Source organism: Kordia sp. E (assembly GCF_056033805.1).
In genome coordinates, this window is record NZ_JBRASR010000001.1 from 78,538 (window position 1) to 98,293 (window position 19,756).

Annotated in this window: 22 protein-coding genes; 7 read left to right on the top strand and 15 right to left on the bottom strand. The window is 32.9% G+C overall.

Features of this window, described 5'->3' with window-relative positions; genetic code table 11:
* Positions 1-33 precede the first annotated feature (33 nt).
* The gene (gene rimO / locus ACUUYC_RS00375) at positions 34-1,335 is read right to left on the bottom strand and encodes a 30S ribosomal protein S12 methylthiotransferase RimO (protein ID WP_474262652.1); all 1,302 of its coding nucleotides are present in this window, start codon (positions 1,333-1,335) and stop codon (positions 34-36) included.
* An 81-nt stretch (positions 1,336-1,416) separates the two neighbouring features.
* Here rimO and ACUUYC_RS00380 point away from each other — a divergent pair, with 81 nt between their 5' ends.
* Together ACUUYC_RS00380 and ACUUYC_RS00385 are read left to right on the top strand one after the other, a co-directional pair.
* On the top strand, positions 1,417-2,517 hold the full coding sequence (locus ACUUYC_RS00380; RefSeq protein ID WP_474262654.1) for a serine hydrolase domain-containing protein: 1,101 nt from the start codon (positions 1,417-1,419) through the stop codon (positions 2,515-2,517).
* Between the two features lie 405 nt (positions 2,518-2,922).
* The gene (locus tag ACUUYC_RS00385; RefSeq protein WP_474262657.1) at positions 2,923-3,045 is read left to right on the top strand and encodes a hypothetical protein; all 123 of its coding nucleotides are present in this window, start codon (positions 2,923-2,925) and stop codon (positions 3,043-3,045) included.
* 457 nt (positions 3,046-3,502) lie between these two features.
* Here ACUUYC_RS00385 and ACUUYC_RS00390 read toward each other — a convergent pair whose 3' ends face one another.
* On the bottom strand, positions 3,503-5,146 hold the full coding sequence (locus ACUUYC_RS00390) for an amidase family protein (protein ID WP_474262660.1): 1,644 nt from the start codon (positions 5,144-5,146) through the stop codon (positions 3,503-3,505).
* A 133-nt stretch (positions 5,147-5,279) separates the two neighbouring features.
* Between ACUUYC_RS00390 and ACUUYC_RS00395 the strand changes: the two genes are divergently transcribed.
* Positions 5,280-6,617, top strand: coding sequence for a fibronectin type III domain-containing protein (locus tag ACUUYC_RS00395; RefSeq protein WP_474262662.1), 1,338 nt, complete (start codon positions 5,280-5,282; stop codon positions 6,615-6,617).
* Positions 6,618-6,697: 80 nt separating this feature from the next.
* Here ACUUYC_RS00395 and ftsY read toward each other — a convergent pair whose 3' ends face one another.
* From ftsY to ACUUYC_RS00440, 9 genes are all read right to left on the bottom strand, one after another.
* On the bottom strand, positions 6,698-7,654 hold the full coding sequence (ftsY, locus tag ACUUYC_RS00400) for a signal recognition particle-docking protein FtsY (protein ID WP_474262664.1): 957 nt from the start codon (positions 7,652-7,654) through the stop codon (positions 6,698-6,700).
* 235 nt (positions 7,655-7,889) lie between these two features.
* Entirely contained in the window at positions 7,890-8,039 is a 150-nt protein-coding gene (locus ACUUYC_RS00405) for a DUF4295 domain-containing protein (protein ID WP_474262666.1), read from the bottom strand.
* A 6-nt stretch (positions 8,040-8,045) separates the two neighbouring features.
* A complete protein-coding gene (gene rpmG, locus ACUUYC_RS00410; protein WP_010134999.1) occupies positions 8,046-8,228 on the bottom strand; it encodes a 50S ribosomal protein L33 in 183 nt (60 codons plus the stop codon).
* Positions 8,229-8,260: 32 nt separating this feature from the next.
* Positions 8,261-8,497, bottom strand: coding sequence for a 50S ribosomal protein L28 (gene rpmB, locus ACUUYC_RS00415; RefSeq protein ID WP_046757460.1), 237 nt, complete (start codon positions 8,495-8,497; stop codon positions 8,261-8,263).
* Between the two features lie 70 nt (positions 8,498-8,567).
* Positions 8,568-9,824: a competence/damage-inducible protein A gene (locus ACUUYC_RS00420; RefSeq protein WP_474262668.1), complete on the bottom strand. Its 1,257-nt coding sequence runs from the start codon at positions 9,822-9,824 to the stop codon at positions 8,568-8,570.
* 3 nt (positions 9,825-9,827) lie between these two features.
* Positions 9,828-10,166 (bottom strand): Hpt domain-containing protein, encoded by a 339-nt coding sequence (locus ACUUYC_RS00425; RefSeq protein WP_474262670.1) that lies wholly within the window; start codon positions 10,164-10,166, stop codon positions 9,828-9,830.
* 3 nt (positions 10,167-10,169) lie between these two features.
* Positions 10,170-10,781, bottom strand: a complete 612-nt coding sequence (locus ACUUYC_RS00430) for a fumarylacetoacetate hydrolase family protein (RefSeq protein WP_474262672.1) — start codon at positions 10,779-10,781, stop codon at positions 10,170-10,172.
* A gap of 33 nt (positions 10,782-10,814) precedes the next feature.
* On the bottom strand, positions 10,815-11,750 hold the full coding sequence (locus tag ACUUYC_RS00435; RefSeq protein WP_474262674.1) for a carboxypeptidase-like regulatory domain-containing protein: 936 nt from the start codon (positions 11,748-11,750) through the stop codon (positions 10,815-10,817).
* 15 nt (positions 11,751-11,765) lie between these two features.
* On the bottom strand, positions 11,766-12,539 hold the full coding sequence (locus ACUUYC_RS00440; RefSeq protein ID WP_474262676.1) for an exonuclease domain-containing protein: 774 nt from the start codon (positions 12,537-12,539) through the stop codon (positions 11,766-11,768).
* Positions 12,540-12,634: 95 nt separating this feature from the next.
* On the opposite strand from ACUUYC_RS00440, the gene ACUUYC_RS00445 reads away from it, so the two are divergent.
* From ACUUYC_RS00445 to ACUUYC_RS00460, 4 genes are all read left to right on the top strand, one after another.
* On the top strand, positions 12,635-13,273 hold the full coding sequence (locus tag ACUUYC_RS00445) for a hypothetical protein (protein WP_474262678.1): 639 nt from the start codon (positions 12,635-12,637) through the stop codon (positions 13,271-13,273).
* Between the two features lie 352 nt (positions 13,274-13,625).
* A complete protein-coding gene (locus ACUUYC_RS00450) occupies positions 13,626-14,204 on the top strand; it encodes a Crp/Fnr family transcriptional regulator (RefSeq protein ID WP_474262680.1) in 579 nt (192 codons plus the stop codon).
* Positions 14,205-14,282: 78 nt separating this feature from the next.
* Positions 14,283-14,861, top strand: coding sequence for a hypothetical protein (locus ACUUYC_RS00455; protein WP_474262682.1), 579 nt, complete (start codon positions 14,283-14,285; stop codon positions 14,859-14,861).
* A 178-nt stretch (positions 14,862-15,039) separates the two neighbouring features.
* Positions 15,040-15,408 (top strand): hypothetical protein, encoded by a 369-nt coding sequence (locus ACUUYC_RS00460; protein WP_474262684.1) that lies wholly within the window; start codon positions 15,040-15,042, stop codon positions 15,406-15,408.
* A gap of 71 nt (positions 15,409-15,479) precedes the next feature.
* Here the strand turns inward: ACUUYC_RS00460 and ACUUYC_RS00465 are convergent, their stop codons facing one another.
* The 4 genes from ACUUYC_RS00465 to ACUUYC_RS00480 all read right to left on the bottom strand — a co-directional run bounded on the left by ACUUYC_RS00465 (position 15,480) and on the right by ACUUYC_RS00480 (position 19,686).
* The gene (locus ACUUYC_RS00465) at positions 15,480-16,805 is read right to left on the bottom strand and encodes a dihydrolipoamide acetyltransferase family protein (protein WP_474262686.1); all 1,326 of its coding nucleotides are present in this window, start codon (positions 16,803-16,805) and stop codon (positions 15,480-15,482) included.
* Positions 16,806-16,885: 80 nt separating this feature from the next.
* Complete coding sequence (locus tag ACUUYC_RS00470) at positions 16,886-18,007, bottom strand: glycosyltransferase family 2 protein (protein ID WP_474262688.1); 1,122 nt, start codon at positions 18,005-18,007, stop codon at positions 16,886-16,888.
* A 13-nt stretch (positions 18,008-18,020) separates the two neighbouring features.
* Positions 18,021-18,641 (bottom strand): recombination mediator RecR, encoded by a 621-nt coding sequence (gene recR / locus ACUUYC_RS00475; RefSeq protein ID WP_474262690.1) that lies wholly within the window; start codon positions 18,639-18,641, stop codon positions 18,021-18,023.
* 19 nt (positions 18,642-18,660) lie between these two features.
* Positions 18,661-19,686 carry a hypothetical protein gene (locus ACUUYC_RS00480; RefSeq protein ID WP_474262692.1) on the bottom strand — a complete coding sequence of 342 codons (1,026 nt, stop codon included), beginning with the start codon at positions 19,684-19,686 and terminating at the stop codon, positions 18,661-18,663.
* Positions 19,687-19,756: the final 70 nt, after the last annotated feature.

A 19,756-nucleotide genomic window follows, 5' to 3' on the forward strand; every position in this document is an offset into this window, starting at 1 on the left:
ATTAACTAAAATTTGATTACTGCTTTTTTAGTATTAAACTGGTTCAGCATATAAATCAAAATCTGCTGCCTCTGTAATCTTTACATCAACAAATTCACCTTGCTTTACGTAGAATTTTGCCGCATCAATTAAAACTTCGTTATCAACATCTGGAGAATCAAACTCAGTACGACCAACAAAGTAGTTTCCTTCTTTACGATCAATGATACATTTGAATGTTTGACCAATTTTTTGTTGATTCAATTCCCAAGAAATTTGTGATTGAATTTCCATGATTTGGTTTGCGCGATCTTGCTTCACATCTTCTAGAACATCATCTTCTAAATTGTATGCATGTGTGTTTTCTTCGTGCGAATAAGTAAAACATCCTAAACGTTCAAAACGCATTTCTTCAACCCACTTTTTTAATGTTTGAAAATGCTCTTCTGTTTCTCCAGGATATCCAACAATTAAAGTCGTTCTGATTGTCATTTCTGGAACTGCAGCTCTAAATTGTTTTAATAGTTTTGTAGTTTTTGCTTGATTGGTTCCACGACGCATTGACTTTAAAATATCATCTGCAATGTGTTGTAATGGAATATCTAAGTAGTTACAAACTTTCGGTTCTTCATTCATCACGTCTAACACGTCCATTGGAAAACCTGCTGGAAATGCATAATGTAAACGAATCCACTCAATTCCTTCTACTTTTACTAATTCTTTTAGCAATTCTGCTAGATTACGTTTTTTGTATAAATCTAATCCGTAATACGTTAAATCTTGAGCAATTAAAATTAATTCTTTAACTCCTTTTGCAGCTAACTTTTCAGTTTCAGTCACTAAATGCTCAATTGGTTTCGATTTATGTTTTCCTCTCATCAAAGGAATTGCACAAAATGAACATGGACGATCACAACCTTCAGCAATTTTAAGATATGCATAGTTTTTTGGTGTTGTTGTAATTCGTTCACCAATCAATTCATGTTTGTAGTCTGCGCCAAGTGCTTTTAACAAACGTGGCAAATCAGATGTTCCAAAATACTGATCAACATCTGGAATTTCAGATTCTAAATCTGGCTTGTAGCGTTCGCTTAAACAACCTGTTACAAAGACTTTATCAACAACTCCTTCTTCTTTCTTCTGAACATAATCCAAAATAGTATTTACACTTTCTTCTTTTGCATTATTGATGAATCCACATGTATTGATTACAACAATATTTCCTTCTTCTTCATGTGCAACTTCTTTCCCGTTGGCTTTCAATTGTCCCATCAAAACTTCAGAATCGTACACATTCTTAGAGCATCCAAGTGTTACTACATTGATCTTATTTTTCTTTAAAGTCTTTGTTCTCATATCAAAAAATTCAGTTGGCAAAGATACAACGTAATTTAAACCTTTGACACATTTATAGGTCTTAATATCAAAATCAGAAACATGAACCGACTATTTTATGTATTCCCGCTCTTTTTTTTATTCCTTTTTGTGAATTGTTCCTCAGAAGCTGTTGATGAAATTCCGCAAGAAGAAACACCTTTAGAAACACCTGTAATACCTTCAACATACTTTCCTCCTTTGAATTCAGATACTTGGGAGACAACTTCAATTTCAGAGTTGACATGGAACGAAACGCAATTACAACCATTGTTGGATTTCTTAGAAACTAAAAATTCTAAAAGTTTTATAATACTTCATAAAGGAAAAATAGTTGTAGAACGCTATTTTAATGGACATACTGAAACATCACCTTGGTATTGGGCCAGCGCTGGAAAAACATTGACTACAGCTGTCGCTGGAATTGCACAAGAAGAAAACCTCATCGATCTCAATAATAAGGTTTCAGATTATATTGGCACGAATTGGACAAGTGCATCTTTAGAAAAAGAAAATCTTATTACTTGCAAAAATCTGTTATCCATGACTTCTGGTTTGGATGATGGTTTAGGCAACGGAATTTCCCCTAATGATTTACAATATGTCGCTGACGCGGGAACACGTTGGGCATATCACGGTGTTTTTGTAAAAATGCAAGATGTGATTGCAACTGCAAGTAATCAAACTTGGGATTCGTATTTCAACACAAAATTAAAGAACCGAATTGGCATGACAGGTGCTTGGATTCAAACAGGAAACGCCAATGTATATTGGAGTACAGCCAGAAGTATGGCGCGTTTTGGTTTACTAGTTTCCGCAAATGGAACTTGGGATACAACTCCGATTGTTCCTTCAACCTTTTTGACTGAAGCTACTTCGACTTCACAAAATATTAATGAAGCCTATGGTTATTTGTGGTGGTTGAATGGGAAATCTAATTATCGTTTACCACAAAGTCAACTAGAGTTTCCCGGAGAATTGATTCCAAATGCTCCGCAAGACATGTATTGTGCTTTGGGTAAGAATGATCAAAAAATCTATGTGGTTCCCAGTAGAGATTTAGTAATTATCCGAATGGGCGAAGCGGCTGAAAGTGATAATTTTGCACTTTCTAATTTTGATAATGAACTTTGGGAGAATATTAATTTGTTGATTAATCAATAGTTTTATACTAAAAAAAACTTGTTGTGAATTTTATAACTGAAAGTGAATAAAATTTGTATCGAGCATAGTAATTTTTTATACGAAACATGTTCTCGATACGATTTTTCGTGCCTCAAAATCACTCGAACTGACGTTTCTTTATATGTTTGAATTCAAAATGTACAACAGGTTGAAATAGTACTTTTATACTCACTTCTTTTTCTAAAGTTTCGGTTATTTATTATTGAATCATTTTCAATAGATTAACATCAGAAGAATTATGAAAGAGATTCAACAGGTTGATTTGTAATTATTTTTTATACTTTTTTTTTGATCCTACAATTCGATAATCATGGCTTACTTCCTTTTTTTTAATACTCTTTTTTGACTTGATTTGTATCAGTATTAATTTAAAACAGATTAAAAATGAAAAAACGAAGTTTAAAGAATGTTGTATTTGCAAACAAGCAAACAAACATGTGTATTGCAAATACTATTACAGGTGGTAAAGAGAAAAAACCAAAAGCCACTCCTCCTACAAACGGTTAAAAATGAAACTATCTGAGAAGTAACGTTCCGTTAAACTCAAACTGATTCGCTATAGTATTAATTTTAAAAAAATAAAGATGAAGAAACATAATTTGAAGCAAAGCGCATTCGCAAGAAAACAACTTAATAATAGTATTCTAAGCACAATTATAGGTGGTAAAGAAAAAAAGAAAGTTGAAACTCCTACAAACGGTTAAAAATGAGTAACACATCAAGAACGCTTTTGTTTAATTGAATTTTGTATTGAACTCAGGTTGATATTCAATTTAGCAATCGCGTTAGGGATAGAAGCATTGTTGAAGCTCTTTTGATTTTGGATTCCTGCCTTTGCAGGAATGACAGTACAGAAAAGCGACTGCGAATAGCCCGACGAGCATAAAAAAAGCATACTAAACATTGAGCAAAGTCAAAATGTGAAGTATGCTTTTTTTATGATGGAAACGCCCAAATTATTTTACTAGTTATAGTTTTTAGGAGATTTTCGCATTTTAGAAGCTTGCTCATACACATGTGCCCATTCGAATAAGTTTTTTTCTGTAAATGGTTTTCCAATAAATGTTAATCCTTTTGGTTCACCTTTTTTTGTGTAACCCATTGGAACTGTCAACGCTGGATATTCGGCAACTGCCGCAAACGCCGCATGATAGTTATTTATTGACAAAATACCATCTAAATTGTGTGCTTTCATAGGAATATCAAAGAATTTTTGTCCATTGTCATGTAAAACTACTTTCATGTTTGAGAATTCTTCTTCCGTTGCTTTGTCATCTACAATTCCGTAGAATAATTTTTGCCCGTAGGGCATTGACGTTATTGAATCTTTTTTATTAAAATCAATTACATCTTGTACCGAAGCTAACGAAATATCTTTTCCTACATGGCTTTTAAAATAGCTAGGCAAATCTTTTTGCATGTCTAAATTTAACAAATTGATAAATTTTGGCAAATCAACTTTCTCTTCTTCTATTTCTACAATAATTGCGCCTTGTGCTTTTAATACATTGACAGCATTTATATATAGTGTATCTGACAATAAACGTTTAATAGCTCCAAATCGCTTTCCTTTGATAGAAGGGTTTCCATTTTTAAGACCATTTATATAATAATTTCCTGGCCATTTGAATGATTTACTTTTACTATCTGTATTGTCATATCCATATAGTGCTGCTAACAGAATTGCATTGTCAATAACATTTTTTGTCATGGGTCCTGGCGTGTCTAACGTACTTGAAATTGGCACAATTCCTGAGCGACTTAATAATCCGATAGTTGGTTTTAATCCGACAACTGAGTTTTGACTTGCCGGTGATAGTATGGAACCCGCAGTTTCTGTTCCGACAGCAGCAACTGCAAAGTTTGCTGCAATAGACACTCCGCTTCCAGAACTTGATCCGCCTGTATCAATTGTTTTCCTTCCGTAAGGATTTAAAGTTTGTCCTCCAACTGCACTGTAACCACTTGGACAATCGCCACAGAAAAAGTAAGCCCATTCACTTAAATTTGCTTTTCCAAGAATTAAAGCACCATTTTGCTTAAGTCGAGCTGTAATGTACGCATCATCCGTATTATTATTTTTTAATGCAACTGCACCTGCTGTTGTAGGCATTCCTGAAGCATTTACATTATCTTTTAATAGAATTGGCATTCCAAAGATGAGTGGTTTTAGTCTTTTATTAAAAAATTCTTGGTCTTTTTGCCTTGCTTCTGCAATTACATTTGGATTTATACTAATTATAGAATTTAATGATAATTCATTATTTCGATCATATTTTTTGATTCTGTACAGATAAAACTTCACAAGTGTTTCATAAGTAAAGATTCCTGCTGTTCTATTTTTATGTAATTCTAAGATATTTTTTTCTAAGATAAACGGCTTTAATTTTTGATAATCGCTTTCCGTAAAGCTTTTCATTTCGGCATCCAAAGACGACAAAAACATCTGACTATCAATCACTTTAGAATCTAACACTTTAAAATCAGTTAGTTCTTTTGCGCTAATTGCAGAAATGTCACTTTCTTCCTTTTCGGGATTTTGCACTTGTTCTTTTGGTCCACAAGCAATAAAAAGAAATACAGTGGCTAAAAATATAATTTTCTTCATTTTGATTCGTTATTTATGAATGTATAAATATACAATCTAAAAGTTTAACTACTAGAATGTTTGTTTTTTTAGCTTCTAAATGATAAACTCATCATTGTTTTTATATATTTGTCATGAACGAAAATAAAATTATATGAAAAAGGTAGTTTTAATTCTACTAATTGGACTTGTCTTCTCTTGTTCGGATGATGTACAAATTCCAGAAATTATACAACCCTGTCAACCTGTTGTAGCATCTTTTACTTCAAATATTACTGATACGTCAGCAAGACTAAATTGGTGTGGAAGCGTTAATGACGCTGGAGAATGTTTGCCTGTTACTGGTGTAACTTGGATAGCTTCTTACGGTGTCCCAGGATTTGATCCTGATGCAGGAACTATTGTAAATGCGCCAACAACAAGTGCAAATATTGGTGGACTAACACCGCAAACTTCTTATGAGTTCTATGTAAAGTCTGATTGTAGCTTAACTAGCAACGAATGGTTCGGACCTTTACAATTCCGTACTTCTTGTCCTGCTCCAACTGATTTATCAGTAACGAATTTGACAAAAACCTCTGCAACATTTAATTGGGTAGCAGGTGGAAGTGAAATTGCTTGGGAAATTAAATACGGGCAAGTAGGATTCAATTTAGATGAAGTGCCTACATATGCCACAGGTGATAATGCAGCGCATACAGTGATGAATTTACAGCCAAATACAGAGTATGAATTTTATGTTCGTGCAAACTGTAATGATGCTACTGATGGAAGTCAAGCAGGAAGCTCTAGTTCGTTTACAGGACCTTTCAGATTTGTAACATGCTTACCTCCATTAAATTTAACAAGTACACCAACTCAGAATTCTGTTGTTTTAGATTGGGATTCAAATGGTGAAACAAGTTGGGAAGTACGCTATGGAGAAGCCGCAGGATTTAATCCTGACGTTGCAACTCCTTTTACGACAACCAATTCAACATATACAGTTACTGGTTTATGTCCAGAAACATTATACACATTTGTTGTTAGAAGTTCTTGTGGAACAACAACGACGAGTGCTTGGGTTAATTCTGGAGTCATTGGAACACCTTCTTTAGGATATACAGGAATGTATACATATGAAGAAGTTGGAAATACTGACGAACCTGTTTTTGGTGATCCTGTAGCAGTTGATATTGTAGCTGTTTCTGATACTGAAAGAAGTATTACTGTAAAATACTTAGCAAACTTAGATGTTGCTGGAACACAACCGACAATGACATTTAACTTTACATTAAATTGTGATGGTACAGTAAGTGTAAATAATGATCAAGATACAAACTTCAATTGTGGAGGTGATAATGTCTTATTAGGATTAGGCGCAGCCACACCAACTACTTATAATATGATTGACGATACTACAATAGATATTCGCTTCATTGAAGATACAAGTAGTGTAATGTGTACAAACGCACCAATGACAGAAGTTGTTATTCGATTGACAAAAATTTAATCAATAGAAATTATTCAATATAAAAAAAGCTGCATATTTAAAATATGCAGCTTTTTTATTTTTATATGTTTTTGTGTGAATTACTTCTTAAAGAATGAATCTACGAATTCGTATTTATTGAATACTTGCAAGTCTTCAATTCCTTCCCCAACTCCAATATATTTTACTGGAATTTGAAATTGATCAGAGATTCCGATCACAACACCACCTTTTGCAGTTCCGTCTAGTTTTGTAACAGCTAATGTAGTCACTTCTGTAGCCGCTGTAAACTGTTTTGCTTGCTCAAAGGCGTTTTGACCTGTAGAACCATCTAAAACTAGTAATACGTCGTGTGGCGCATCGCCAATTACTTTTTGCATTACTTTTTTGACTTTCGTCAATTCCTTCATTAGGTTTACTTTGTTGTGCAATCTTCCGGCAGTATCAATAATAACTACATCTGCATCTTGTGCAACACCAGATTGTAATGCATCAAAAGCAACAGAAGCAGGATCACTTCCCATACTTTGTTTTACTAAAGGAACATTAACTCTGTCTGCCCAAACTTGTAATTGATCTATCGCAGCAGCTCTAAAGGTATCAGCAGCTCCAAGAACTACTTTTAATCCTTGTTTATTAAACTGATATGCTAATTTCCCAATAGTTGTTGTTTTACCAACTCCATTTACACCAACTACCATTAATACATATGGCTTTTTGTCAGCAGGAATAGTATATTCTGTTTCTTCACCTGAATTTGTTTCGGATAATAATCCTGCAATTTCTTCGCGAAGAATTTTATTCAATTCGTCAGTTCCTAAGTATTTATCTTTGGCAACTCTTTCTTCTATTCTATCAATAATTTTTAACGTTGTATCAACACCAACATCACTGCTGACTAATACTTCTTCTAAATTATCTAAAACTTCATCATCGACTTTATTTTTTCCGGCGACAGCCTTTGTCAATTTAGAAAGGAAACTTGTTTTAGATTTCTCTAAACCTTTATCGAGTGTTTCCTTTTTTTCTGATGAAAATATTCTTTTAAAAAAACTCATAATTTGTGGTACTATAGTTAAGTGCTATATGCAATTTATTTGATTGCATAAGTTGCAAAACAAGATACTCAAAAATTAGCATCTATTTGCATTGCTATTTTATACTATGTGTAAGTCAATTATCTTGCCTAATTGATAAACATGAAAAACTGTCATATGTATCGTTCGTTCAAGTACAAAAACAAAAAGCTACTCTCTTTCGAAAGTAGCTTTTATTATAGTATAAAACATATACTTATTTCTTTAACCAATCGTTTACCTTTTCTGGAGACATGATTGATTCAACAAAAGTGTAAGCTCCAGATTTTGGAGATTTTACCATTTTAATTGCTTTTGTTAACCTTTTTGATCCTGTTTGTAAGGATGCTACTGATTTCTTTGCCATGACTTATTATTTTATTTCTTTGTGAACAGTCATTTTCTTTAAGATTGGATTAAATTTCTTAATCTCTAATCTGTCCGGAGTATTTTTCTTATTCTTAGTTGTGATATAACGTGAAGTTCCCGGTTGTCCAGAAGCTTTGTGCTCTGTACACTCTAGTATCACTTGAACTCTATTTCCTTTCTTCGCCATTACTGTTGGTATTTATACTTTATGACTGTATATTATTTGATAAAACCATTTGCTCTTGCTTGTTTAAGCATCGCAGAGATTCCTATTTTATTAATTGTTTTTAATGCTGAAGTAGATACCTTTAAGGTTACCCACTTATCTTCTTCAGGAATATAAAAACGCTTTTTTGTAAGATTCGCATTAAATTTGCGCTTTGTCTTATTCATTGCATGGGATACATTGTTCCCTACCATAGCTTTCTTACCTGTTAATTCACAAATTCTTGACATCTGTACTAAACTTTTAAGTTATTCAAAAACGAGGTGCAAATTTACATTTTTTTATTTTCTCAGCAAATATTTATTTACTGTTTTTTAAAATTTCTTCAAGTAACATTTCAAAAGCTTTCGTAACTGCCTTATTTACTACCTTTTCCCTTGGCTGCCCAAAATTAAATTCTTTGGAAATTACACCTTTAGGAGTTGCGATGCCGATAAAAACGGTTCCAACTTCCACATCTGAATTTCCTTTGGTTGGTCCAGCATTTCCTGTTGTTGCAATTGCATAATCTGCATGATAGATTTTTTTTGCGCCAGCAGCCATCAGTTCTACCACTTCTTTACTTACAACAGAATATGTATTAATGATATCTTCAGAAACACCTAGCAAGTCAATTTTGGATTGCACAGCGTATGTCACAGCACTTCCATTGAAAAAGGCAGAAACACCTGATTCTTGGGTTATTTGTGCAGCAACGCGTCCGCCTGTACAACTTTCGGCTGCAGCCAATTTTTGACCTTTAGCAATCAACAATTCGCCTATTTGTGTTACAATATTACTTTTACCTTCTTCTCCTTTTATGATATCTCCAATTATTGGATAGAGTTTTTCAGCATAATCATCTACCGTTTTGGTTATTTGTTCTTTATCTGTTCCTTTTCCAGTTAGACGCAAACGAACTTTTCCAGCATTAGGTAAGTATGCAAGCTTTACATCCTTAGGCAGATTGTTTTCCCAATCTTCAATTTTCATTGCAATACTACTTTCACCCATTCCATAGGTTAGTATTGTTTTGTGGTATATGAAAGGACGTTCATATTCTTCTTGTAATTTTGGAATGATATAATTGCTCATCAATCCACGCATTTCGTATGGAACACCAGGCATTGACACAAAAACTGTATTGTCTTTTTCTAACCACATTCCTGGTGCTGTTCCAAAATGATTCATTAAAACTTGTGCTTTGGAAGGCACCAATGCTTGATCACGATTCATAGTAGATATCGTTGAAGAAGTAATGTATTTTGCAAATAATTCTTCAATATGCGCTAGTACTTTTTCATTTTTAACTAATGCATCATTAAAGTACTCACAGAGCGTATGCTTTGTTATATCGTCTTTTGTGGGACCCAAACCTCCAGTAATTAAAACCAGATCAGCTTTTGCTTTTGCAGCTTCTAACGCTTCTAAAATGTGTTGCTTATCGTCTTGTATGGACGTAATTTGATGTACTGAGATTCCGATTTCATTCAATGCTTTCGATATGAACACGGAATTAGTATCTACTATTTGTCCAATGAGAATTTCATCGCCAATCGTAATTATTTCTGCAATCATATGTTATAGGTTGAAATCTTTTTTTAGTGCTGTGATATTGTTTGTAATTTTTGCATATACTTTTTGGTACGCATTTCTAATATCAGAACTATTTGTTTCGGCTTTAGCCCAGTCTAAAATTTGAAGGTTTAATTGGTATGATTCGTCCATTCCTAACAAATCTAGATTAGGTTTTATTTTATGACTAACTTGGTATGTTTCTTTATAGTTCCCTGAATCAACTGCTTTTGTGAATCGTATGAGATCTGTTGGAATTTCTTCCACAAAAGCAATCACTACTGCTTCTACAAATTCTTTGTCTCCATCTCCTAGTTCGAGTATCTTGTCTAAATTGTATGCCATTTTTTATTTTACTAGTATTGAAAATAATTGTTGTTCTTCTAAATATCCTACTAATCTATCTTCAGCATTTACTTTGCTTACACCTGCTGGCGTTCCTGTAAAGATGATATCTCCTATTTTTAGCGTAAAATATTGTGATACATATGCAATTAGTTCGTCTATTTTCCAAAGCATTTGTTTGGTGTTTCCCTGTTGAACAATTTCTTTGTTTTTTTCTAATCTAAAATTAAGATCGTCTAAGTTTTCAAATTGATCTTTTGAAACCCATTGTCCTACGACTGCCGATCCGTCAAATGCTTTTGCTTTTTCCCAAGGCAATCCTTTTTCTTTGAGTTTTGATTGTAAGTCACGTGCAGTAAAATCAATCCCTACACTGATTTCATTGTAATATTTGTGCGCAAACTTTTGATCAATATATTTCCCCAATTTATTAATTTTTACCAAGACTTCTACTTCATGATGAATTTCTTTTGAAAAATCAGGAATAAAGAACGGTTGTTTTTTTAACAATATCGAGGAATCCGATTTCATGAAAATTACAGGATCTGTAGGCTTTTCGTTTGCAAGTTCTTCAATATGCTTTGCGTAGTTTCTTCCGATACAAATTATTTTCATTTTATTATCTTTTGGTTTTAATATCAGTTTTAGTCAATTAGTTAGTTTTAGTTTGAATGCTGGTGCTACAACTTCTTCTATTTTAAAATCGGCACGCGGCATTTTTAATTTTCGTACTTTTTTCCAACCATCAACTGACATATAATATGAATGTGAATCACCATCATTTTCTATAATTCCTTTGAAAATTGGAGCATATCTTTTTTGCTTTATATCTTGTATTTGCAACGAATCACTTACTTGCAAATGAATAACTTCCTCGAAAGCATTTTCTTCAATGAATAAATGTTCTACAACGACAAAAAAACCTTCTTCGGGAACTTCAATTCCATTAGCAGGCATTTTTATTACTTCTTTCGCTTGTTTGTAACTAATATCTACAATTATTGGATCGAGCAAATCATCTTTTGGCATTTTATCTGCCGTTGAAGAGACTATTCTTAGTCGAAATTTTGCGTTATGCCTTCCTTCTTTGAAGAAAAAAATTGATACTTCTTTGAGATAGTTTTCATTTCCTAAAGATATATTATACGGATAATATCGTGCAAACATAGATGGATATGCGCCACCACTAAAGTTTCCTAATCCAATACTTCGTCTTCCTCTGAATGAATTTACGCGAACAATATCTTGTCGTTCCTCATTAGATAAGTGTACAGCATTTAAGAACTCAACTGCTGGCTCTAAATAAATGACAATGTCTTTACCACGTTTCAGTACTATTGTATTTTCAACAAAACCAACACATGTAATTTTTAAAATTGTGCCAATCCAATCATCAGGCACTGTAAACTCAAACTTTCCGTTTTTGTCTGCAGTCGTTCCTCTTTTCTGAGAAGGAATGATTAGATGTGCATACGCAATTGACTGTTTTGTATCTTTATTGACAATAATTCCCGATATGTTTTTTTGGGTATGTGCAAAAAAGAAGCTAAAAAATGTAATGAGTAGTATGGTAGTTTTTCTCATGTTCATTTTTTGTATTTAGAACTTTGTATTGAGTTTTCGCAGTTTAATTGCTGTTAATACTTTCTTCGTGTAGAGTGGAAAGTTTGCATTGAGAATCCAGCCGAAGTAGCCTGGTTCTTCTTCTAGTACTGCTTCTACTTTTTTACCTTTGTGCTTTCCAAATGAGAAGATTTCTTCATCGTCTTTATTGAATGAAATGAATCCTGCAAAGTCAGCCATTTTTTTACGTGTTGTAAATTCGCTAAGCTTTTTCATATCATTTTCTAGTTCGTCATAACGGTCTAGTTGTGATTTTAAAACTTCATATGTAGCATTTGTATCTGCTTCTGCTCCGTGTGCTCCTTCAAGTATTTTTCCACAGTAAAATTTATATGCAGCTGAAAGTGTACGCTTTTCCATTTTATGGAAGATAGTTTGCACATCCACTGATACTTTATTTTTCATATCGAAATCAATATCAGAACGTAATAATTCTTCGGCAAGTAATGGAATATCAAATCGGTCAGAATTATATCCTGCCAAATCACTATCTTTTATCATGCTATACACTTCTTTCGAAAGCTCTTTGAATGTTGGCTCATTCGCAACTTTATCATCAGTGATTCCATGAATTTCAGAAACATGTGCAGGAATTGGCATTTCAGGATTTACCAACCACGTTTTACTTTCTTTATTTCCGTTAGGATATACTTTAAGTATTGCAATTTCTACGATTCTGTCTTTTGCTACGTCAATTCCTGTTGTCTCTAAATCAAAGAAGCAAATAGGATTATTTAGTTTTAATTCCATTATTTTATTTAAAAGAGTAAATTTACCACTATTACAGGGCAAATAAAATTATTTTATGGTATAATAATTGATTTTAATGTATTATTAACAATAATATGAAAACTAATATACTTACGTTAATATTCTTCAACTTTGTGATGTTTTTTTGCTGTTTAATTCCAGTAAACGCACAAACTGAAACTATTGAAATTGTGGAAGTCAAGGCTAAGAAGAAAATCACGTTTTACGCTATTAATCATACAGAAACTGACAAAGAAGTTTTTTTTAAGGTTGATGGAAAAGGCTTTCGAAAAAGCAGTTATCGACCTGTTATTAAGAAAGTTCCGGCTAAGAAAAAAATATTAATTGCCACGCTGATTCCATTAAAAAACACAACTCCAGAATACACTTATTTTCATTCGTTTGATGATAAATTACAAGAATTAAATTTAGAAACGAAAGTCAAAAGCTGGAAAGCTTTAGATAACTTAATTGACAATGGTGAAACCATCATTTTCACGAAAGATGAATGTGCCAAGTGTGAAAAATTGATCGGCATGTTGAAAGCCAATAGAATTAAACACAAATCCTTTAACATTTCTGAAAATAAGCGTTATGAAGAGTTTTTCTGGAATACGATTTCTAAGATGAAGCGTCAAGATGTGTTAATTTCCTCAATCCCTATTGCTATTGTAAAAGGCGAACTTCATGAAGGATTAAATTTGATCTCTTTTGTTGAAATGCTTAAGAAGTAGATCACTATCGTTTTTAGACCGCTTCGCTGTTAGATGTTAGATCGCGCTTCGCGCTTTTAGAACGCTACGCTTTTGGTCGCTGACGTTCTTTTGTTTATTTGTTATTCGACATCTTTTTAGAACTATTATTTAACCGTCATTTTGAACTTGATTCAAAATCACACGAGTAGATTGCTTTGCTTTTAGGTCGCTTCGCTCTTTGGTTTTAGGTTATTTTTTGTTGTCCGATATTTTCCTAAGTTCTTGAAAACACTTTTACATTTAAAATTTTATATTTAACGTTTGATATTTCAAAATGAATGTCACATCGAGCTTGACTCCATTTGACATCCTAAATTACTGAAGAAATTTTATGAATTCTGAATTTAAAGAAATTAAGTCATACATCACTACTAACATTCAAATGGATGACGAAACTTTTAATCTAGCTTTAGATTATTTTGTCATTAAAGAAATAAATAAAGGCGACTATTTACTTACCGAAGGAACTGTGTGCAATTATATTTCTTATGTTCAAAAAGGACTTTTTAGAACGTATTACTTAAAGGATGGAAACGAAATAAATACATGTTTTTGCATGGAAAATTCTATTACATTATCACTTGAAAGTTTTGTAAATAAAAAAGCATCTAAAGAATATATTCAAGCTATTGAAGATGCAGTTATTGTTACAATATCTTATAAAAACATACTAGAATTATATAGCTTAAACACTAAATGGCAATCACTTAGCAGAGTGTTAACAGAAAAGGAATGCGCTCGTTTATCTGATAGAGTTCACACTTTAAGTTTTGAAACTGCTCAGGAAAAATACCTTCATTTGATTGAGAATCAACCAGAAATTATTCAACGCGTATCTATTCAACACATTGCATCCTACATTGGTGTTTCAAGAGAAACATTAAGCCGAATTAGATCCAAAATTTCATAGCTGTACGTATGTGACATATGTCAATTGATTCTATTTTTTATTCGCTGATTTTTGTTAAAATTTAAAACAAATCAGAAAATGGAAATAGTATTTTATTTAAGTGCTTTATGTTTAATTCTTTTTATGCTTATAGCTACATACGACGGATTTTATTTACATATATGGAAATATGAATTATTTAAAAGAAAGGAAAGTGTATTTGAACACAAAACACATACTATAAGAGCCATCCTGTTTCCTTTAATTGTTTGGTTGTTATTTATTAATAATGATCCGACTAGCTTTTGGATTTCCATAGTACTTATCAGCCTTGATCTTATCGTTTTGGGATTTGATGCGTATGCTGAAGGTGATAGTAGAAAATCTATTGGTGGATTACCAAAGTGGGAATATATTCTACACCTTTTCGCAAATAGTTTTCACCTTGCTGCTATCTTTTTAATTCTTGCAACAAAAATAGAAATCACAGAAGCTGGATTCACTTTACATGAATTAACTACTGATTCTTTTGGACAACAGTTAATTAAAATCATCTCAGTTAATATTATTCCTGGCGCTGTAGTATTGGGTTTTGTTCACTTTATTTTACTATTTCCCAAAGGAATACGCATTTGGAGTAAAATTGTACTACCATTGAAACGTTTATCGTTCCGTTAATTAGTTATTCAACAATACACAATATGGCATTTTTTGTATAAAATCAAGTGTTTATTACTGTATGTGAAATTCAAAAACAGTATAAACACCTTATCTCATAAACACGAGATTATGCTATAAAAAACTTCTAGTAATTGTAGTAATATTACACTATTATTAACCTATAAATATTATTATAATGGCAGCTAGACCTATTAGTATTACAGTAGTCAACAATTGTGGAACAACCGTAAAATTCGACAATGTAACCCATCAACATGGAACAACTCCAAAAATCACAAGCGGAAGCGGAACGTTAAAAGATGGAGCGCAATGCGTTGTTTATGCAGAAAACTCAGGATTAATTGGACCACAAGGTTCTTTTTCTTTTACATTTCAAGACGGTTCAGGGAAAGCATATAACTTTTCATACAATCATCCATACGGAACTGGAGAAACGTATGTGAATGTGACTGATCCGAAAGGATACACAGATAAAATGACACAGAATCATTTGGCGCACCATGATGCGTATTGTACTATTGAGTTACAACAATTAGCATCTTAGATTTCAAAAACCACTTAAACAAAAAAGAGCCTTCTTTCGAAGGCTCTTTTCTTATATAAATTCTCTATTTATTAAATATCTCTATTGCTATCCCAAGCTTCTAAGTAATCAGCAACTTGTTTTACAAATTGTCCACCAAGCGCTCCATTTACAACTCTGTGATCGTATGAATGTGATAAGAACATTTTGTAACGGATTCCGATGAAATCACCTTCTGGCGTTTCAATAACCGCAGGAACTTTCCTGATCGCTCCTAACGCTAAGATTCCAACTTGTGGTTGATTGATGATTGGAGTTCCCATGATACTTCCAAACGTACCAACGTTTGTTACAGTATATGTTCCGCCTTGAATGTCATCTGGCTTTAGCTTGTTATTTCTTGCTCTTCCAGCTAAGTCATTTACAGCTTTTGCCATTCCAACTAAGTTCAACTGATCTGCATTTTTAATTACAGGAACAATTAAGTTTCCGTCTGGTAATGCAGCCGCCATTCCTAAGTTGATGTTTTTCTTTTTAATAATGTTATCACCATCAACAGCAATATTCATCATTGGAAAATCTTTCAATGCTTTTGCAACGGCTTCCATGAATATTGGTGTAAATGTTAGTTTTTCACCTTCACGTTTTTCAAAAGCAGTTTTTACTTTTTTACGCCAATTCCAAATGTTTGTAACATCTACCTCAACAAAACTTTGTACGTGTGCGGATGTTTGCACAGAAGCTACCATATGATGCGCGATGAGTTTCCCCATTCGTGTCATTGCAATGATTTCATCACTTCCGTTTACAGAAACTGGAGTTGCTGCTGCTGCTTTCGGAGCCGCTTTTACAACTTTGGCAGCTTCTTGTACCGCTGCTTTTGGAGCTACAACTTCTGGTTGTGCTGTACCTCTATTTTTTATATATGCAAGAATGTCATTCTTTGTAACTCTTTCGTCTTTTCCTGTTCCTGCAATAGTGTCTAATTCCGTTACCGAAATCCCTTCTTCTTTTGCAATATTCTTTACAAGTGGTGAGTAAAATTTTTCAGAAGTTGAAAAGTCATTACTTACTGCTTCTTTTGCTGCAGTTACAGTTTGTGCAACTTCTGCTACAGCAACTGGAGTTTCGACAGCTTTTGCTGCTGGTGCTGGAGTAGCTTCCGCACTTCCTTCTCCTTCTATTTCAATAATAGCAACAGTTTGTCCTACTTTTACAACATCATCTACGTTGAATAGTATTTCAACTAAAACACCATCAACTTCACTTGGCAATTCAGAATCTACCTTGTCCGTTGCGATTTCTAACACTGCTTCATCGGCTTCAATAGTGTCGCCAACTTCTTTGAGCCATGATATAATTGTTGCTTCTGCAACACTTTCTCCCATTTGAGGAAGTTTTAGTTCAAATTTTGCCATATCCTTAATCTAAAGATGTTATTTTATTTTATTTTGCGAAAATACTAAATAATATGATCTTTTATTGAATTATTTTCAATTTAATTCTTTGTTAATATCAATACTTCTCCTCTATTTTTAGACGAATCGCTTCCGAGGATAAAAGTACTGCTTTTTGGTAATATTTTGTAATATCCAAGCTGTTTTTCAAAGATTTGAATGATCGTTTTCATTTCAATAAAATGATTATCAAATATGATTTCCGTATGATTTTCATTTTCTGTTTGACGAAAAAAATGATCTAAGTTTTCAACTTTCACACAATTTTTATCGTTATATGCTGCTTGAATCTGTTCAAAATGTGTTGCATTGTTCGTTACAACCACACATTTTTGAATGTCTTTTTTAATTTGAGTATCTGAAGTTGATAGTAACGGAATTATTTTCGCGCCAAGCGTCACTGCAATATCATAGATTAGATTTCGCTTGAAATGTTTTTTATAGAATAATTGCATTGCTCCATAAAAACGTTTTGCATAGGTTTTGTCTTTTAGTGTACTTTCTCCTTTGTAATGTATCACCGTTGTTTTACCATAATAGTAGTTTTGAAAGCCTGCCTTTTTTATTTTATATGACAAATCAATATCTTCACCATACATGAAATAGTCTTCGTCAAATCCAGCTACAGCTTCATACACACTTTTTTTCATTAGCATAAATGCGCCAACCAAGATCTCAACTTTCCCTATTTCATCTTCGTGTACTTCCGAATAATATCCTGAATTTTTATTCCCAAGAATTTTTTTTACAGAAACCATTGGTGTTGGAACGTTTCGTTTGCTTTCTGGCAAAAATGTTCCACTTCCGTCAACTAGTTTGCAACCAATACTTCCAAGGTTTTCTTTATTTTTTGCGAACTCTAATAGTTGTATAAAAGTATCTTCCGCAACTATTGTATCAGGATTTAAGATACAAACATATTCACCTTTAGCAACCGCCACACCTTGATTATTTGCTTTGGCAAAACCAACATTTTCTGTGTTTGCAATGAGTTGGATTTCAGGAAAAACAGTTCGCATCATTTCACAACTATCGTCAGGCGAATTGTTATCAATTACTATAATTTCCGCATCTAGTTCTGCAATAGCAGCTTGTACACTTCTGAGACAAGCCTCTAAAAAGTAGCGTACATTATAATTGAGAATGATGACAGAGAGCTTCATGCAGTGTTGAAAATTAAGAGCTTTTCAATGAGTTTTCAAATGGAACTCTGTTTATAATACTTCGTCCAAGCGTAACTTCATCAGCATATTCTAATTCATCACCAACCGAAATTCCACGTGCTATTGTCGACGTTTTTACTTCGTAATTTTCAATTTGCTTGTAAATGTAAAAGTTGGTAGTATCACCTTCCATTGTTGAACTCAACGCAAATATGATTTCTTTGATTTTTCCTTCTTGTACTTTTTCAACCAAACTGCCAATCGTTAAATTGTGCGGGCCAATTCCATCTAATGGAGAAATTTTTCCACCAAGCACATGATATAAACCTTTATATTGTGCCGTACTTTCAATTGCCATAACATCACGAATGTCTTCTACTACGCAAATTAAATCTTGTTGGCGATTCGCATTCATGCAAATATCACACACTTCTACATCAGAAATATTGTGACAGTTTTTACAATGCTTGATTTCAGTACGTAAATCTTGCAACGCACTTGTTAGATGCACTGTTTGACTTTGTGGTTGTTTTAATAAATGCATTACCAAACGTAAAGCCGTTCGTTTTCCAATTCCTGGAAGTTGCGAAACTTCGTTTACTGCATTTTCTAATAGTTTTGAGGAGAATTCCATGAGTGCAAATTTACAATTTTCACGGTATCATTTGTGCATTTTCAAATAAGTTTATACGCTTATACAATTGATCTGCTATAAACGCATGTCCTTTTGTATTGATATGATCGTCCAAAACATGATAGTTGTCTTCTGTTAAACCCAAAGATACATCTAAAGGAATGATGTATTTTGCTATGTCTTTCCATTCATCATTTTGTAATGTACTTTTAAGATCATTTATAAAATGATTTGTTGTTTTACGACCATTTATATTGAGTACAATTATTTTTATTTCTTTTTGAAGAATTTCTGATTGCCTGATAACATTTAAAAAAACGGCAACCTCATCTTCTTTCGGTTTTAGAACCGACGAAAACTCAGGGTCTGCTTTTATTATTAATTTAGGGAACTTTAATATATGCTTGAAAAGATGATATTTTCCCCTATTGCTTTGTTTACTACTAACATTTTCATAGACTTCTTCAGAAGATATTTTCAACACATTGTTATTGGCAAAGTATTTTTGATTTTCATTATAATCATTGTCACAATATTGTATGATTACATATTGCAAACTGTCTTTATTAACTTGTTTTAGCAATTCAAATTCTCGTACCGTTCCATAGGATGATATTCCTGTATTTAAGACATTTCTCTGTGTACTTTCTTGCAATACTTCTGCAAATGTTTCTTTTTGATGAACTCCCCAACCCATTGCATGCGAATCTCCTAAGATTACTATTTTGGGTTGATTTAACGAAAACTCATCATCTCTAACGCCTAATGAGTTTACATTAAAGGTGACATCAAACTCTCTATTTTTAAACTGAAATGTTCCAGATTTTAACGTGTAAAACAGGTTTTCATCATACTTAGCCATTTCTGGTTCGTATTGAATAATGTGCCTTCCATATTTCATATAATAATTTTGAGAAGCAATTTTCAATCGACCACTTAAATTTTCTGGATGCGATAATTTGTATTCAAAATAGAATTCTATAGCTCCAAAAATGAGCAACACTACAATTATATTATATAGTATGACAACATATTTCTTTTTCATGACATTCCAAATAATCTACTAATTTATATTTTATAATTAAGAAGTTTGTATTTTGCAATACAGAAAACAT

Coding starts and splice junctions, on each gene's coding strand:
- rimO (WP_474262652.1), bottom strand. CDS start 1,335: ATGAGAACAAAGACTTTAAAGAAAAATAAGATCAATGTAGTAACACTT.
- ACUUYC_RS00380 (WP_474262654.1), top strand. CDS start 1,417: ATGAACCGACTATTTTATGTATTCCCGCTCTTTTTTTTATTCCTTTTT.
- ACUUYC_RS00385 (WP_474262657.1), top strand. CDS start 2,923: ATGAAAAAACGAAGTTTAAAGAATGTTGTATTTGCAAACAAGCAAACA.
- ACUUYC_RS00390 (WP_474262660.1), bottom strand. CDS start 5,146: ATGAAGAAAATTATATTTTTAGCCACTGTATTTCTTTTTATTGCTTGT.
- ACUUYC_RS00395 (WP_474262662.1), top strand. CDS start 5,280: ATGAAAAAGGTAGTTTTAATTCTACTAATTGGACTTGTCTTCTCTTGT.
- ftsY (WP_474262664.1), bottom strand. CDS start 7,654: ATGAGTTTTTTTAAAAGAATATTTTCATCAGAAAAAAAGGAAACACTC.
- ACUUYC_RS00405 (WP_474262666.1), bottom strand. CDS start 8,039: ATGGCAAAGAAATCAGTAGCATCCTTACAAACAGGATCAAAAAGGTTA.
- rpmG (WP_010134999.1), bottom strand. CDS start 8,228: ATGGCGAAGAAAGGAAATAGAGTTCAAGTGATACTAGAGTGTACAGAG.
- rpmB (WP_046757460.1), bottom strand. CDS start 8,497: ATGTCAAGAATTTGTGAATTAACAGGTAAGAAAGCTATGGTAGGGAAC.
- ACUUYC_RS00420 (WP_474262668.1), bottom strand. CDS start 9,824: ATGATTGCAGAAATAATTACGATTGGCGATGAAATTCTCATTGGACAA.
- ACUUYC_RS00425 (WP_474262670.1), bottom strand. CDS start 10,166: ATGGCATACAATTTAGACAAGATACTCGAACTAGGAGATGGAGACAAA.
- ACUUYC_RS00430 (WP_474262672.1), bottom strand. CDS start 10,781: ATGAAAATAATTTGTATCGGAAGAAACTACGCAAAGCATATTGAAGAA.
- ACUUYC_RS00435 (WP_474262674.1), bottom strand. CDS start 11,750: ATGAGAAAAACTACCATACTACTCATTACATTTTTTAGCTTCTTTTTT.
- ACUUYC_RS00440 (WP_474262676.1), bottom strand. CDS start 12,539: ATGGAATTAAAACTAAATAATCCTATTTGCTTCTTTGATTTAGAGACA.
- ACUUYC_RS00445 (WP_474262678.1), top strand. CDS start 12,635: ATGAAAACTAATATACTTACGTTAATATTCTTCAACTTTGTGATGTTT.
- ACUUYC_RS00450 (WP_474262680.1), top strand. CDS start 13,626: ATGAATTCTGAATTTAAAGAAATTAAGTCATACATCACTACTAACATT.
- ACUUYC_RS00455 (WP_474262682.1), top strand. CDS start 14,283: ATGGAAATAGTATTTTATTTAAGTGCTTTATGTTTAATTCTTTTTATG.
- ACUUYC_RS00460 (WP_474262684.1), top strand. CDS start 15,040: ATGGCAGCTAGACCTATTAGTATTACAGTAGTCAACAATTGTGGAACA.
- ACUUYC_RS00465 (WP_474262686.1), bottom strand. CDS start 16,805: ATGGCAAAATTTGAACTAAAACTTCCTCAAATGGGAGAAAGTGTTGCA.
- ACUUYC_RS00470 (WP_474262688.1), bottom strand. CDS start 18,007: ATGAAGCTCTCTGTCATCATTCTCAATTATAATGTACGCTACTTTTTA.
- recR (WP_474262690.1), bottom strand. CDS start 18,641: ATGGAATTCTCCTCAAAACTATTAGAAAATGCAGTAAACGAAGTTTCG.
- ACUUYC_RS00480 (WP_474262692.1), bottom strand. CDS start 19,686: ATGAAAAAGAAATATGTTGTCATACTATATAATATAATTGTAGTGTTG.